Below are 15,164 nucleotides of genomic sequence, written 5' to 3' on the forward strand. Positions count from 1 at the left end.
GAGCTGACCGGTACTAATAAGCCAATAATTTGATAACACACCAGTTTGAATAAGCTGCAAGCGTCCACTATGTGGTTCTCGATGTACGGTCGAGAACAAACCCTCACGGGCTGATAGACACGTGAGGGCTCTATAACTGAAAAATATAGAATCGATTCATCGAAAGATGTTTCGGCGGCTATAGCGAGAGGGAAACGCCCGGTCACATTCCGAACCCGGAAGCTAAGACTCTCTGCGCCGATGGTACTGCAGGGGGGACCCTGTGGGAGAGTAGGACACCGCCGGACTTAACTTAGCAAGATCAGGAAAGCCACCCCACGGGGTGGCTTTCCTGCGTTAACGGCCCGGGGTCTCGACACGCTCGACNGATCAGGAAAGCCACCCCACGGGGTGGCTTTCCTGCGTTAACGGCCCGGGGTCTCGACACGCTCGACCGCCGGTGGTCGAGCGTGTCGAGACCCGCTCCCGGACGGGCCTGGCGTGATCACCGGACCGGCTCGAGGACCTCTCCGTTGAGGATGTCGAGGGTCCAGCCGGCGGGCCCGCTCTGCGCCACCGTGAGGGCGGCGTTGGCGATCGTCGGGATCGGCCGGTCCAGGACGCGCATCAGGCTGAGCCGGATCAGGGTGCCGTGGCTGACCACGATGATGCGCGCCCCAGGGTAGTCGAGCGCCAGCATCCGCAGAGCCCCGACCCCCCTGTCGGCGACGTCGCCCTCCGTTTCGGCGCCGCGGAAGCCGCCGTTGCCGGTCGGTCCCCCCGGCTCGCGCAGAGCCTCAAGCTCGGCGCCGGCGCCCAGACCCTCGGCCAGGCCGTAGTCCCGTTCCACGAGGGAGGGGACGCGCTGGGTCACCGTCAGTCCCAGGCCCTCGGCGATCAGGTCGGCCGTCTCGGCCGCGCGGGACAGGGGCGAGGAGACCAGGAAGTCCCAGTCGTAGGGTGACAGAGCGCCGACAGCAGCGACGGCCTGCCCCCGTCCGGTGTCGTTGAGGGGGATGTCGGACCGACCCTGGATGCGCATGGCGGCGTTCCAGTCGGTCTGGCCGTGACGGACAAGGGCGAAGGTAGTTGCAGAACTCACCCGTCCATTGTCCTCCAGTGTCCTGCAGCCGTTGCCCTCCAGGTGTCAGTCCCGGCCGACCGGGACGGTGCGCGCGCCGGACCGGGTGGCCGACCCGAGGGTTCGGGGCGTGGAACGCACCAGGCGGGCCAGGGCGAGAATGGACCAGCCGAGCATGACCACGAGGAGCACATTGCGAGCGGTCAGGAGCAGGACGGCGAACGGATCCCCGTCGACCAGGGGCAGGTAGAAGACCGGGAAGATCAGGGTTGTCAGCACGCTGATGGCGAGCATCAGATAGACCGGGGCGCGCCACTGCCGCCAGGCCGTGGCGGCGCCGACGACCACGATCGGCACGAGCCAGAGCATGTACTGCGGCGAACCGACCTTGTTGAAGACGATGAAGGCGCCAACGAGGGAAAGCGCGCCGAGCAGGAGCAGCCGGGAGGGGTCGCTGCGCCGGCGGAGCCCGACCAGCATGAGGGTGAGCACCGCGGCGAGCACCAGGAACATGAGCGGCGTCATCAACTCGGCGACGATGGCGGTGCCGGGGCCGGCGACCTCCCTGGTCGCAATGGCGTAGTTCTGGTAGATGGCCGTGTCCGGCCTTCCGGACACGGCCAGCCACACCCACGGCGTGGTGACGGGCGCCTCGAGCTGCAGGGCACGGTCGGACTGCATGGTGACGAACCCCGTGAGGAACCGGATTCCGCCCGAGGCCCACACCATCAGGGCGACGCCGCCGCTCATGGCCGCACCGGTTACGGCGACCACAGTGCGGCGGCTGGAGACCGTGACGACGGCCAGCATCACCGCGGCCGGCCAGACCTTGATCCAGGTGGCGGCGGTGAGCAGGGCGGCCGCCACGATCGGGCGGCGGGAAAGGAGGACGAGACCGGTGATCACGAGCGGGGCGGTCAGTCCCTCCAACCGGAGAAGGCCGACCGGGCTCAGCACGAAGCTGAGCAGCAGCCAGAGCCAGGCGGCCCGGTATCCTCGGGCGTCCCGGCCCCGATCGGTCAGCGTGGTCACGGCGATCGCGTTGAGGGCCATCGTCATCAGGAACCACAGCAGTTGATAGAGCAGGGGACCGCCGATGGCGGCGAAAACGATGGGGACGAGGGCCCCGATCGGGTACACCCACAGGACGTCGATGCCCGGCCAGAGGTGGTGGACGAGGCCGTTCTCCGCCCAGGTGCGGTAGAGCGGAAGGTCACCCAGGACATTTCCGGTGAGGATCGCCGGCAACAGGGCGAGCAGGAACACGACGTGGATCGCCAGGAAGCCCAGCACCAGGGTGCGCGGAGAATGAAGCCAGGCCAGCCTGGCCGGGGTGAGGGCGTGGAAGAGCCGGCGATCGGCCCGGTCGAGAAGCTGGGACACGGCACTCACCTCTGCAGACGACGGCACCGGGAGCGGTGCCTGACGCCAGCGTAGAAACCCCAGGTGACAGGCAGGCTGCGTGCGGGCATCCATTGGGTGACACTTCTGAGAGTGCTCTCAGCGGGGGAGGCTCACGCCGGCCGGCCGCAGATCAGGTCACGGGCGAGGAAGCGAAGAGCGCCCGGCTGCTGGCGACGAGATCGGAGACCTCGAAGAGACGGGCCAGGTCACGGCCGGCCGCGTGCGCCCCGCGCGCCTCGGCCTCGCTCTGAGGCGCCATCCGGCCCAGCATGACGCCACCGAGCGCGCGAACCGCGCAGGCCGCGATGACACCCTCCGGGGTTCCGCCGATTCCCATCACGAGGTCGATCGCGGTGCCGGGGGTCGCGGCGGCGATGGCCGTGGACACGTCGCCTTCGGCAGTGAGGCTGACGGTCGCGCCGGCGGCACGGAGCTCGCGGATCAGGGACGCATGACGGGGTTTGTCGAGCACCGCGACCGTGAGTGAGGTTTCGGCGATGCCGCAGGCCGCCGCGTAGGCGCGAAGGTTCGCCGCGGGAGAGCGTCGGAGGTCGAGCACGCCCAGGCCGGCGGCTCCCGCGATGAGTTTCTCCATGTAGAACACGCCGGCCGGGTCGAACATCGTGCCGCGGGGGGCAATCGCGATGACGCTCACCGCGCCCGGGCGGGCGAGCGCGGCGAGGCTGGTGCCGTCGAGCGGGTCGACGGCGATGTCGCACTCCGGACCCTGCCCGCTGCCGAGCCGTTCCCCGTTCGCGAGCATCGGGGCGGCGTCCTTCTCGCCCTCGCCGATCACGACCGTTCCGGAGAACGGCGCACCGATCACCACCGCCCGCATCGCGGCCACCGCGGCCGCGTCCGCGGCGATCTTGTCGCCGCGCCCGACCCAGGCCCTGGCGGCCAGGGCGGCGGCGGCCGTCGAGGAGCGGACCGCCAGGACCAGGTCCGCCGGCCACGCCTCGGCGCCGATGACGGTGGTTTCGGCGACGCCGTCGGAAGGATCGTGCTGCGGCATCCGTCACCTCAATGCTCTGGATTCGGTCCGGTGACCGGGCTCTTCCAGCCTACCGGGCGGTCGGATCACACCGCCGTGCGGGAGGCGCCGGTCAGGAGAGCAGTTCGCGGATGTCGGCGGCCGTCAGCGCCGCGCCGCGCGGGGCGGCATCCGTCATGACGCTCTCGAACAGGCGCGCCTTGGTGGCCTTGAGTGCCATCACCTTCTCCTCGATCGTGTCCTTGGCGACCAGGCGGTAGACCATGACGTTCTTCGTCTGGCCGATCCGGTGCACCCGGTCGACGGCCTGCGCTTCCGTGGCCGGGTTCCACCACGGGTCGAGCAGGATGACGTAGTCGGCCTCGGTCAGGTTCAGGCCGAAGCCGCCGGCCTTCAGGCTGATCAGGAAGACCGAGTTGGTGCCGTTCTTGAAGTCGTCGATCGTGCGGGCCCGGCCACGGGTCTTGCCGTCCAGATACGAGTAGCTGATCCCGGCCGCGTCGAGCCGGTCCCTGGCCTTGCCGAGGTACTGGGTGAACTGGCTGAAGATGAGGGTGCGGTGCCCTTCGGCGACGGTGTCCTCCAGCAGCTCGAGCAGCGCGTCCAGCTTGGTGGACGGGACCCCGGCGTACTTCTCGTCGTACAGGCTCGCGTCGAGGCTGAGCTGACGCAGCATGGTGAGCGAGCGGAAGATCTCGAACCTGTTCGCGTTCAGGTCCTCGATCAGCCCGAGCACCTTCTGACGTTCCCGGGCCAGATGCATGTCGTAGACCTTGCGGTGCTTCGGGTTCAGTTCGAGTTCGAGCACCTGTTCCTGCTTTTCCGGAAGGTCGCCGGCCACCTGGTCCTTGGTGCGGCGCAGCATGAACGGGCGGATGCGGCGGCGCAGCTGGGTGAGCCGGTCAGTGTCCGCGTCGGTCTCGATCGGTTTGCGGTAATAGTCGGTGAACCGGCCGGGGCTCGGGAACAGGCCGGGCGCCGTGATCGACAGCAGCGACCAGAGCTCCATCAGGTTGTTCTCCATCGGGGTGCCCGTGATCGCGAGCTTGAACGGCGTCTTGAGGCGGCGCGCGCACTGGTGCGCCCTGGCCTGGTGGTTCTTCACGAACTGGGCCTCGTCGAGCAGGAGTCCCGCCCAGTCCAGTCCGTCGTAATCGTCGAAGTCGAGCCTGAACAGAGTGTACGAGGTGATCACGACATCGGCGCCGGCGGCGACGGAGGCGAGGCTTGTGGCGCGCTTCGCCGCGGTCTGCGTGATCGTGGCGACGCGAAGGTCAGGGGCGAAGCGGGCGCACTCCGCGGCCCAGTTCGAGACCACGCTCGTGGGGGCAACCACGAGGAACGGCGCTCCCGGAGCCGAGGGGGACGCCAGGTCGCGGGCGTGCGCGATCAGGGCGATCGCCTGCAGCGTCTTGCCGAGCCCCATGTCATCGGCGAGGATGCCGCCGAGCCGGTGGTCGTAAAGGAAGCTGAGCCAGTCGAATCCGGACTGCTGGTAGGCGCGCAGGGTGGCGTGGACCGTGGCGGGGAGCGGGCGCCGGTCGATCCGGTCGGCATCCGTGAGCCCGGCGACGGCGGCGCGCCACCCGGCGGCCTGTTCGGAGACCACGCCGAGAGCCTGCAGCTCCTCCCAGAGATCGGCCTGGAACCGGCTGAGGCCGAGGGACTCCGCGCCGGCGTCCTGCAGGCCGCGCGCCTCCTCGATCAGCCGGCGGAGCTGGTGCAGTTCGGGGCGGTCGAGGCTGAACCAGGTGCCGCTGTCCAGGATCAGGATCTCCTGGTCGGCGGCCAGCGCCCGGAACAGATCGTCGAACGGGATCTCCTCGCCGTCGATGCTGACGGTCACCGCGAGGTCGAACCAGTCCCGGGCGGCGGTGCTCTCGGTGGTGGCCAGGCTGATCACGGGGGCATCGTCGGCGGGGCGGTAGCGGGGCGCGTCGGCGCTGACGGTGACCCGGATGTCGTCCAGCGCCTCGAGCTCGACCAGAGCCCCGGCCAGGAAGTCGATCATGGCGGCGCCCTCGAGGGTCGCGATCATGGCGAGGCGCGGCAGGCCCTCGTGCGCCGGCGCGAGCGCGGGGAAACCGGTGAGCACCGGCAGGACGGCAGCGAGGATGGCCTGTTCGCGCGTGGCGTCCCTGAACCGGGTGTCCCCGGGCGCCGGCCGGAGGGCGCTGCGATAGAGCGTGCCGGCCGTGCCGGTCTCCGCCCCGGCGGCGAGGTACTCCCAGTCCCAGTGCAGTTCGAGGCGCGCCCCCGGTTGGTGGGTGACCTGGAGGGCGAGCCGTGGCCGCGGCGTCTCCGGCAGGTCGAAGGAGCCGTCGGCGCTGGTCAGGGTGAGCTGTCGGCGCAGGAACGGGTAGAAGTCGGCGAGGAAAAGGGCCTCGTCGGCGCCGGGGACGACGAGGGCTTCGGCGGACGCGGCCAGGGCGAGCAGCTCCGCGCCGAGCTGGTGTTCGAGTGGCGCGAGGGTGAGCACGGAGCCCGTGTCGTCGGGTTCCGTGCCCGCCGCGGGCTCCTCCCAGGTGAACACGCCGTGGGCGGGGCTGCCGATGAAACCGAATTGAGCGCGGTCGAGCCTGCGCCCGTCCAGGATGACCGCGGGCGAGAGGGTGAGGGTGCCGTCGGCGCGGCGGATGTCGAGTTGGAGCGCGGCGGGGCCAGGCGTCACGTCCACCCGGGCCCGGCCGCTCGCGGTGGTGACCAGGGCCAGCCCGGCCGTGCTCGCCTCGGCGAGGATCTCCCAGAACGCCCGGTTGGCGAAGCCGTCGAGAAGGATCCACTGCTGGGCGTAGCCGGTGGATCGGTTGCCGGCGGAGTACAGCGCGTAGAGCGCCTTGAGTACCGCCAGTTGGGCGGGGTCGTAGGCGCCGTAGGCATAGGCGAGGTTGTCCCAGGTGAGATTGCCGCGGATCCACTTGCCCTTCTTGCCCATGACCACCGGGCGCGCGGCCAGCCGCCTGGGCCTGGCGCCGCCGCCGGCGAACCGTCCGTCTCGGACCGGGTCCTGAAGTTCGAACTGCAGGCCGACCACCGTGATCGCCGGGCGAGAGGCGGCCGGGCGGGCGAGCGGCGCGAGGGCGCGCTGCCAGTCCGGCAGGACAGGCGGAGCGGGCGGGCCGGCGGACGGCTCGAACCGGGGCATCCGCCGGTCGCCGACCGCACGGCCGGGTTCGCCGCCCGGGTTGTGGTCCCCCGGGGAGCCCGCGGTTGCGATCAGGAGGGCCGCCACATGCTTGCAGTTCTTCTTCATCGGGCAGGTGCACACGCCGGTGGCGCGCACGAGGGTGCCCGCCGCGTTGGCGGTGAAGGACACGGTCACGGCGTACGGCGCCGACCGGGTGCCCTGCACCTCGCCGAAAAGCTGGGTGCCTGCGCCGAACCATTCCGGCGGGTGGACGTTGCCGTTTCGGGCATAGCGCTCGCCGCGCGAGAACGCCTGACTGCCCACCAGTAGCGCGATCTGGTGGGAACTGAGCGAATGAGCCATGGTGAGGGCTCCCATTCTCCCACGGGACGGCGGCGTCGGCGCGGCAGGGGTGCGTTGACTTTCCAGGTCAGGCGTGGTCGGTCGAGGAACCCTTTCGGAGCGTGCGGCCCTGGAAGAACGCCGGGTCGGCTCGGCGCATCAGCAGCATCAGCACCACGCCGCCGATGAACAGCACCATGGCGAGGATGAAGACGAGACCGACCCCGCCGATGTTCGACCCGCTGCCGTAGTCGGGGTTCATGCTGTCATACAGGGTGGTCGCGAAGATCACGGCGAGGATCACCCCGCCGACGAGCGGGGCGAGGAACTTGAGCAGGAACGCCCTGGCTTTGGTGAAGGCCTCGGCCCGGAAATACCAGACGCAGGCGAACGCGGTGACGCCGTAGTAGAAGCAGATCATCATGCCGAGGGTCAGGATGGTGTCGGTGAGGACATCCGTGCTGAGCACCCGCATCACCGCGTAGAACACCCAGGCCACGATGCCGGCCATCAGGGTGGCGAAGCCCGGCGACTTGTAGCGCGGGCTGATCGCGGCGAACCGCTTCGGGAAGGCCTTGTAGTGGCCCATCGCGAGCATGGTGCGCGCGGGGCCGACGAAGGTGGACTGCAGCGATGCCGCCGAGCTCGACAGCACGGCCAGGGACATCAGGATCGCGAAGGGTCCCATCACCGGCCCGGCGAGGGCGGCGAAGACGTTCCCCTGGATGTCTTCGTTGCCCAGTCCGAGCTCGCCGGTGCCGACGCCGGAGAACATCAGGGCCGCGACGGCGACCAGGATGTAGAGCGCGAAGATGATGCCGACCGTGAGGGTGGCCGCGCGTCCGGGGGTGGTCTTGGGGTTCTTCGTCTCCTCGTTCATGGTGAGGGTCACGTCCCAGCCCCAGAAGATGAAGATGGAGAGCGACACCCCGGCCGCGAAGGCGGAGAACGACGGGGCGAGGAACGGGTTGAACCAGTCGGCGCTGAAGCCGAGGGCGTCGAACGACGTGCCGTTGCCGAAGTGCACCAGTGCGGCGACGCTGAACCAGACCAGCACGACCAGTTGGAAGGCCACGAGCACGTACTGCACCGCCTTGGTGGTTTCCATTCCCCTGTAGGAGACGTAACAGGCCGCGACCATGAAGACCAGGCAGGTGAGCACGTTGACGACCACGTTGGAGGCCAGATCGGCCAGGTCGGGATTGCCGAACAACTGGGCCAGCATGAGGTAGAAGAAGTCGACGGCGACGCCGGCGAGGTTGGACAGCACGACCACGGTGGCGACGATGAGCCCCCAGCCGCCCATCCAGCCGATCCACGGGCCGAACGCGCGGGTTGCCCAGGTGAAGGAGGTGCCGGCATCCGGCATGGCGTTGTTGAGCTCCCGGTAGCCGAGGGCGACCAGCAGCATCGGGATGAAGCCGACCAGGAAGATGCCGGGCATCTGCGTTCCGACGGCCGCGACCGTCGGGCCGAGCGAAGCCGTCAGGGTGTAGGCGGGGGCGATGCAGGAGATGCCGATCACGGTCGCGCCGAGCAGTCCGATCGAGCCGGCGCGGAGGCCCTTGTCGGACAGGCCGCCGGCGGCGGTGGAGGCTCCGGTGGAGCCCGAGGAGTGGATGTTCGTCATCAGAGCCTCTTTCGGTCAGTGCGTCAGCCGGGCGTGGGTGCCGGTGGGAACGACGATCAGGGGCACGGGCAGGGCATGCAGCATGCGGTGGGCCGTGATGCCGAGGAAGATCGTGGTGGGCTGGGCGAGCCGGCTCGACCCGACGAAGGCGATCTCGGTCTCCTGCCAGTCGAGGGCCTCGACCGCGGCCTCCACGCTGTGGCCGGACGCCACTTCGGTGGTGATGTCCCCGTGTGCCCGGGAATGGGCCCCGAAGTAGTCGAGCACGGTGCGCAGGTGGGCGCCGCTCTCGTTCTCATCGGCAACCGCCTCGCCGCCGGTGGCGTGGGTGCGGTGGGCGTCGACCTCGACCAGGGTGACGAAGCGCAGGTCGACGGTGAGGCCCTCCGAGAACGCGAGCACCGAGTCGAGCAGGGTGCGCCAGCCCGGCCGGGTGCCGATCGCGCAGGTGATCCGCGTGATCTGTTCCGGGGCGCGGTAGCCGTGCGGCGCGAGGGCGACGGGCACCGGTGAGGCGTGCAGCAGCGCGTTGGCCACGCTGCCGATAGTGAACCGGTTCAGGATGCCGCGGCGGGAGGCGCCGACGATGATCCGATCGGAGTCGAACCGTTCGACCGCCTGCAGCAGCCCCTCGGTGGCCGAATCCGCCCAGAGCAGGTTCGTCGTTGCGACGATGTCCGCCGGGATCCGCAGGGCGGCCTGGGCGAGCCAGTCCAGGCCCTGCTCCTCGAGCAGGGCCTGGAAGTCCGAGGCAGAGGCTCCCACCTTGGCGGGCACGGCGGAGGAGTGCGGCAGCACGAGGCAAAGCCGCAACTCGGCCCCGGTCAGGCGCGCCAGGGCGACACCCAACTCGATGGCTTCGTTGCCGCGTTCGGTCGCTTCGTAGGCGACGACGTAGTTCGCTACTCGGGTCACTGCTCACTCCTTCGATTCTGTGGTGCCGTGGTCAGTGCTGGTGCTCTGCGTGCCCGTCGTGGTCGTGCCCGTCGTGTGCGTCGCCGATGGTTCCCGGGGCGCAGTGTGCGCTCGGGCTCGGCGCCACGTCGAGCGACGGGTTGCGGTCGAAGAAACCGACCGGTTTCAGCCAGAACGATACCGTGTCGGCGGGCATGACCGGCCATTCCTCCGGCCGGGTGATGTGGTGGATGCCAAAAACGTACCAGAGCACGAGGTCGGTGTCGCGGACGGACCGACCGGCCTGGATCCACTCGGGCAGCCCGTGGTCCACCGAACTCTGGTTGACGAACTCGCCGCAGGGCCAGCGCTCCGTCTCGTCGTTCGGGGTGACCCAGACGGTGTGCCCGATCACCTGGGCGCGCTGCAGGGCCGGCGCGGCGGCGTCGAAGAACGACGGGATGGCGCCGCCGGGCACGAGCTTGTAGGAGACGGGCGTGCCGAGGCCGTTGAGCGACTTCTCGTTCACGACCTTCCAGGCCCGCTGGGTGTTCCACTCGAAGTCGTCGAAGCCCTCGGTCTCGATCGGCGTGTTCTGCTGGGTCAACGCCAGGCCGAGCGGGTTCGTCTCGCTGATCGGTTCGATCCGGGTCTCGGAGCGGAAGACCGTGTTCTCCGGACCGTCGATGTCGAGATCCATCCGGGCGACGATGAAATGCTGGTGGAACGGCGCGTAGGTGCGGGTGTCGACGAGCGTGCCGTTCGGATGTGGCTGGCCGGCGTCGAGGTGGGTGACCACCATGATCCCGGTGGCGCGCACCTCGCACTCCATGTTGCCGTCCTGGTAGAAGCGCCAGTAGACGAGGTACTCGTAGTTCGCGACGGTGACGTGGAAGGACACGACGAGGCGGCGCATCCGTCGCACCTCGGCGCCGCCGTCGTGGTCGACGTGCTTCCAGAGCACGGCGTTGTCCTCCTCGTGGATGCAGAAGGCGTTCGGGATCGTGTACGGCTCGCCGCGGCTGTTGTGCAGCACGGCGTCGAGATAGCGGATCTCGCCGAGGCAGTCGCAGCCGAGCTCGAGCGAGGTGGTCATGAAGCCGAGGCCCCACTCGCCGATGTCGAACGCGGTGCGGCGGAAGTGGTCGACGCTGGGGTCGCGGTAGGGCACGACCATTTCGGCGAAGGAGAGCCGGTTGGCGATCGGGCGCACCCGGTCGCCGTCGGTGTAGCTCACGTTGTGCAGGGTCATGCCCTCGCGGTAGTTGAACCCGATGCGGAGCGACCAGTTCTGCCACCGGACCAGGTTGCCGTCGACCGTGAAGCTCGGCCCGTCGGACTGCACGATGTCGAGCGGCGCGAGCGGCGGGCGGCGGCTGAGCTCGCGGATGCGTGGCGGAATCAGGTGCGGGACGTACTCGCCCATCACCTCCGGGCGTTCGACCTCGAACGAGTCCTCGATCTCGAGGAGTTCCATGCTGTTCACGTCGATGACGAAATGCAGGCCGCTGACCGGCCCGGCGTAAGGGTTCGCGCCCTTCTCCCGGCGCACCCAGATGTCCGCCCAGCCGAGCCGCCGGCCGCGGAAGCGGTCGGGGATGACGGCGTCGCCGTAGGTCCAGGTGTCGATGAACACATTGTCGAGGTCGGTGATGCCCCGGCCGGCGAGCACGGCGATCACGTCGGGGTGGGCGCGGAGGGCGGTATCCGCCTCGTCCCACTCGTCCACGGTGAAGTTCGCCTGCACGCCGGGCACAGTGGCCCAGTCGAGCAGGGAGTCGTCGGTGAGGGAGACCACCGCGACCCAGGTGCTGTTCTCCGCGCGGTTGAGCACGACGAGCCTGGCCCGCCGGTCCGGCACGGTGCCGTCGGCTTCGAAGGCCCGGACGGCGCCCTTGGGGGGTTCGACGAGTTCGATCGAGGCGAAGCGCCAGCCGTCGCCGACCCCGTGTTCGCGGGCGAGGATGGCGGACGCGGCGCTGAACTCGGCTCCGGCAAGTGGATCGAGCGGGTGAAAGGCCATCGTGATTCCTCTGCGTTGAAGAGTGGATGTCTGTGGGGCGTGAAGATGCGGTCATCCACACCGTACATCCAGAGGACGGTTCGTGGCGGCGGAAGATCGGGGGCCGGGCGCAGTGAATTCGCCTGCCCCGCGCCCGGGCGGGCGCGGTGCTGGCGTGTCGGTCGAATATGAAATAAAGTTGAGTCGATGAGGCTCAGCTTTTTCGTTGGTCTCCGTGTGGGGCCGGCCGGCCAGAGAGAGGTTTCCCGATGCAAGCAGGTCAGCAGCCGCCCCAGGAAGACGCCAAGACGGCCCTCGAGCAGTACGGGGTCAACCTCACCGAGATCGCCAAGAGCGGCAAGCTCGACCCGGTGATCGGCCGGGATGCGGAGATCCGCCGGGTCAGCCAGGTGCTCACCCGGCGCACCAAGAACAACCCCGTGCTGATCGGCGAACCCGGCGTCGGCAAGACGGCGGTCGTGGAGGGCCTCGCCCAGCGCATCGTCGCCGGCGACGTCGCCGACTCGCTCAAGGGCAAGCAGCTCGTGTCCCTCGACCTGGCGGCCCTGGTGGCCGGGGCCAAGTACCGCGGCGAGTTCGAGGAGCGGCTCAAGGCCGTGCTCAAGGAGATCAACGACGCCGAGGGGCAGATCATCACCTTCGTCGACGAGCTGCACACGCTGATGGGCGCCGGCGGCGGCGAAGGCTCGGTCGCGGCCTCCAACATGCTCAAGCCGATGCTGGCCCGCGGCGAACTGCGCCTGATCGGCGCCACAACCCTCAACGAGTATCGCGAGTTCATCGAGAAGGATGCCGCGCTGGAGCGCCGCTTCCAGCCGGTGCTCGTGGACGAGCCCAGCGTCGAGGACACCGTGGCCATCCTGCGCGGGCTCAAGGAGCGCTACGAGGCCCACCACAAGGTGACGATCGCGGACTCAGCGCTGGTGGCCGCGGCATCCCTCTCCAATCGCTACATCACCGCCCGACAGCTGCCGGACAAGGCGATCGACCTCATCGACGAGGCCGCGAGCCGGCTGCGGATGGAGATCGACTCGGCGCCGGTGGAGATCGACGAGTTGCGCCGCAGCGTCGACCGGCTCAAGGTGGAGGAGCTCGCCTTGAAGAAGGAGAAGGACGACGCATCGAAGCAACGCCTCGAGAAGCTGCGGGGTGACCTCGCGGACCGTGAGGTTAACTTGACGGCGCTGAAGGCCAGATGGGACCGCGAACGGGCTTCGCTGAATCGGGTGGGCGACCTCAAGAAGCAGTTGGATGAAGCCCGGGTGCTCCGCGATCGCGCCGAACGTGAAACCGACTTCCAGGAACGTTCGCGACTGGAGTTCGACGTCATGCCCAGAATCCAGAAGGAGATCGAAGCTGCCGAACGCGCTGAAGCGTCCCCGGACGAGCCCCGCATGGTCGGCGACCACGTCACCGCGGAGGACATCGCCGCGGTCGTGGCCATGTGGACCGGCATCCCAGTGGGCCGGCTGCTGCAGGGCGAGACCGACAAGCTGCTGAACCTGGAGGGCGAGCTCGGACACCGGCTGATCGGGCAAAAAGAGGCCGTGCGCGCCGTCGCCGACGCCGTGCGCCGCAGCCGAGCCGGCATCTCCGACCCGGACCGGCCGACCGGGTCGTTCCTCTTCCTCGGGCCGACCGGCGTCGGCAAGACCGAACTGGCCAAGGCGCTCGCCGAGTTCCTCTTCGACGACGAGAAGGCGATGGTGCGCATCGACATGAGCGAGTACGGGGAGAAGTTCTCCGTCTCCCGGCTCGTCGGGGCGCCCCCCGGTTACATCGGCTACGAGCAGGGCGGGCAGCTCACCGAGGCCGTGCGCCGCCGCCCCTACTCGGTGATCCTGTTCGACGAGGTGGAGAAGGCGCATCCGGAGGTCTTCGACGTTCTGCTGCAGGTGCTCGACGACGGCCGGCTGACGGATGGCCAGGGCCGCACCGTGGATTTCCGCAACACGATCCTGGTGCTGACCTCGAACCTCGGTTCGCAGTTCCTGATCGACGCGAGCCTCAGCCGGCAGCAGAAGGAGGACGCCGTGCAGCAGCTCGTGCGGCAGACCTTCAAGCCGGAGTTCGTCAACCGTCTCGACGACATCGTCGTGTTCGAGTCGCTGTCGATGGACGACCTCGGCCAGATCGTCGAACTGCTCGTGGACCGGCTGGAGCGACGCCTCGTCGAGCGGCGGCTCGAGCTCGCGGTGACCCCGGATGCCCGGTCCTGGCTGGCCGAACGCGGCTACGACCCGATCTACGGCGCGCGACCGCTGCGCCGGCTGATGCAGACCGAGATCGACGACCGCCTCGCGACGGCGCTGCTCTCGGGCAGGATCCGCGACGGGGACACGGTGCTGGTGGACCTGGACCCCGACGCGGACGCCCTCACCGTGGCATCCGCCCCCGCCCTGGTCTGACCCGGGCCCTCCCGCCGGTGCCGCGCGTGCCGCGAGAGTGCGATTTTCACCCCTTCTCGTTGAGGGCGAAAGCCGCACTTTCGCGGCAAGCGAAAACCGGGGTGACGGACGGGTGACGGTCAGGAGCGGCACCTAGGCTCGAAGGATGCGTGCAACAGTGATCTACGGCGAACGGGATGTTCGCCTCGAAGAAGTCCCAGACCCCATTCTTTCCACCGGCGGTGACGCCATCGTGCGCGTCGTCGCAGCCTGCGTCTGCGGCTCGGACCTCTGGCCCTACCGCGGCGTGCAGCCTACCGACGAACCACACCGGATCGGCCATGAATTCGTCGGCATCGTCGAGGAGATCGGCGCCGACGTCTCCACCATCAAGGTCGGCGACTTCGTCATCGCGCCGTTCTACGACTGCGACAACACCTGCGTCAACTGTCGCAACGGCGTCAGCACCTCCTGCCTGAACGGCGGCTGGTGGGGCTCCGACGACAAGCTCGGCGGCTTCGCCGACGGCGCCCAGGGCGAGAAGGTGCGCGTGCCGCACGCGGACGGCTCGCTCGTGGCGACCCCGGCCCAGCCGACCGACGCCCAGGTTCCGGGCCTCCTCACCCTCGCCGACGTGATGGGCACCGGCCACCACGCCGCAGTGTCGGCCGGGGTGACCACCGGCAGCACCGTCGTCGTCGTCGGCGACGGCGCGGTCGGACTCTGCGGCATCATCGCCGCCAAGCGCCTCGGCGCCTCCCGGATCGTGGCGATGTCGCGCAACCCCGAACGGCAGGCCGTTGCCCGCGAGTTCGGTGCGACGGACATCGTCGAAGAGCGCGGCGACGCGGGCGTTGCCCGCATCCGTGAGATCTTCGACGGCATCGGCGCGGACTGCGTGCTCGAGTGCGTCGGCACGAAGGAGTCGATGGAGCAGGCGATCGCGTCGGCCCGGCCCGGCGGAATGGTCGGCTATGTCGGCGTGCCCACCGGCGGCCCGATCGAGGTGCGACCGCTGTTCAGTCGCAACGTCGGGCTCAACGGCGGCGTCGCATCCGTGCGCGGCTACGTCGAGGAACTGCTGCCCGAGGTGCTCTCCGGCGCGATCAACCCCGGCCGAGTGTTCGACCTCGAACTGCCGCTGTCCGAGGTCGCCGAGGCGTACGCCGCGATGGACGAGCGCCGCGCGATCAAGGTGCTCCTCCGCCCGTAGCCGGTCCAGGTAACCCCGCTCGCTCTCGCGGAGGTCGGCAGCCGACAGGCGTCAGTCGTCGACGAGGAGCAGCTCGGCGAGGGCGCCACC

Annotated in this window: 9 protein-coding genes and 1 rRNA gene; 3 read left to right on the forward strand and 7 right to left on the reverse strand. The window is 69.1% G+C overall.

Annotated features, from left to right (window positions below; all coding sequences use genetic code 11):
• The first annotated feature begins 170 nt into the window (after positions 1-170).
• Positions 171-287 (forward strand): 5S ribosomal RNA (gene rrf, locus E3O32_RS09050).
• Between the two features lie 197 nt (positions 288-484).
• Here rrf and E3O32_RS09055 read toward each other — a convergent pair.
• The 7 genes from E3O32_RS09055 to E3O32_RS09085 form a co-directional block, all read right to left on the reverse strand.
• On the reverse strand, positions 485-1,081 hold the full coding sequence (locus E3O32_RS09055; RefSeq protein ID WP_255455500.1) for a histidine phosphatase family protein: 597 nt from the start codon (positions 1,079-1,081) through the stop codon (positions 485-487).
• A 45-nt stretch (positions 1,082-1,126) separates the two neighbouring features.
• The gene (locus E3O32_RS09060) at positions 1,127-2,443 is read right to left on the reverse strand and encodes a glycosyltransferase 87 family protein (protein ID WP_166790809.1); all 1,317 of its coding nucleotides are present in this window, start codon (positions 2,441-2,443) and stop codon (positions 1,127-1,129) included.
• Between the two features lie 151 nt (positions 2,444-2,594).
• Entirely contained in the window at positions 2,595-3,479 is an 885-nt protein-coding gene (locus E3O32_RS09065) for a fructose-bisphosphatase class II family protein (RefSeq protein WP_134508755.1), read from the reverse strand.
• A gap of 91 nt (positions 3,480-3,570) precedes the next feature.
• Entirely contained in the window at positions 3,571-6,948 is a 3,378-nt protein-coding gene (locus E3O32_RS09070; RefSeq protein WP_166790810.1) for a DEAD/DEAH box helicase, read from the reverse strand.
• Between the two features lie 67 nt (positions 6,949-7,015).
• Positions 7,016-8,557, reverse strand: a complete 1,542-nt coding sequence (locus E3O32_RS09075) for an APC family permease (RefSeq protein ID WP_134508759.1) — start codon at positions 8,555-8,557, stop codon at positions 7,016-7,018.
• A gap of 15 nt (positions 8,558-8,572) precedes the next feature.
• The gene (locus E3O32_RS09080) at positions 8,573-9,472 is read right to left on the reverse strand and encodes a universal stress protein (RefSeq protein ID WP_134508761.1); all 900 of its coding nucleotides are present in this window, start codon (positions 9,470-9,472) and stop codon (positions 8,573-8,575) included.
• Between the two features lie 31 nt (positions 9,473-9,503).
• A complete protein-coding gene (locus E3O32_RS09085; RefSeq protein WP_134508763.1) occupies positions 9,504-11,474 on the reverse strand; it encodes a primary-amine oxidase in 1,971 nt (656 codons plus the stop codon).
• 248 nt (positions 11,475-11,722) lie between these two features.
• Between E3O32_RS09085 and E3O32_RS09090 the strand changes: the two genes are divergently transcribed.
• Together E3O32_RS09090 and E3O32_RS09095 are read left to right on the forward strand one after the other, a co-directional pair.
• Positions 11,723-13,882, forward strand: a complete 2,160-nt coding sequence (locus E3O32_RS09090; protein ID WP_134508765.1) for an ATP-dependent Clp protease ATP-binding subunit — start codon at positions 11,723-11,725, stop codon at positions 13,880-13,882.
• 145 nt (positions 13,883-14,027) lie between these two features.
• On the forward strand, positions 14,028-15,074 hold the full coding sequence (locus tag E3O32_RS09095; RefSeq protein ID WP_134508767.1) for a zinc-dependent alcohol dehydrogenase family protein: 1,047 nt from the start codon (positions 14,028-14,030) through the stop codon (positions 15,072-15,074).
• Positions 15,075-15,164 lie beyond the last annotated feature (90 nt).

It is taken from the genome of Cryobacterium mannosilyticum (genome assembly GCF_004402705.1).
GTDB classification, from domain to species: Bacteria; Actinomycetota; Actinomycetes; order Actinomycetales; family Microbacteriaceae; genus Cryobacterium; species Cryobacterium mannosilyticum.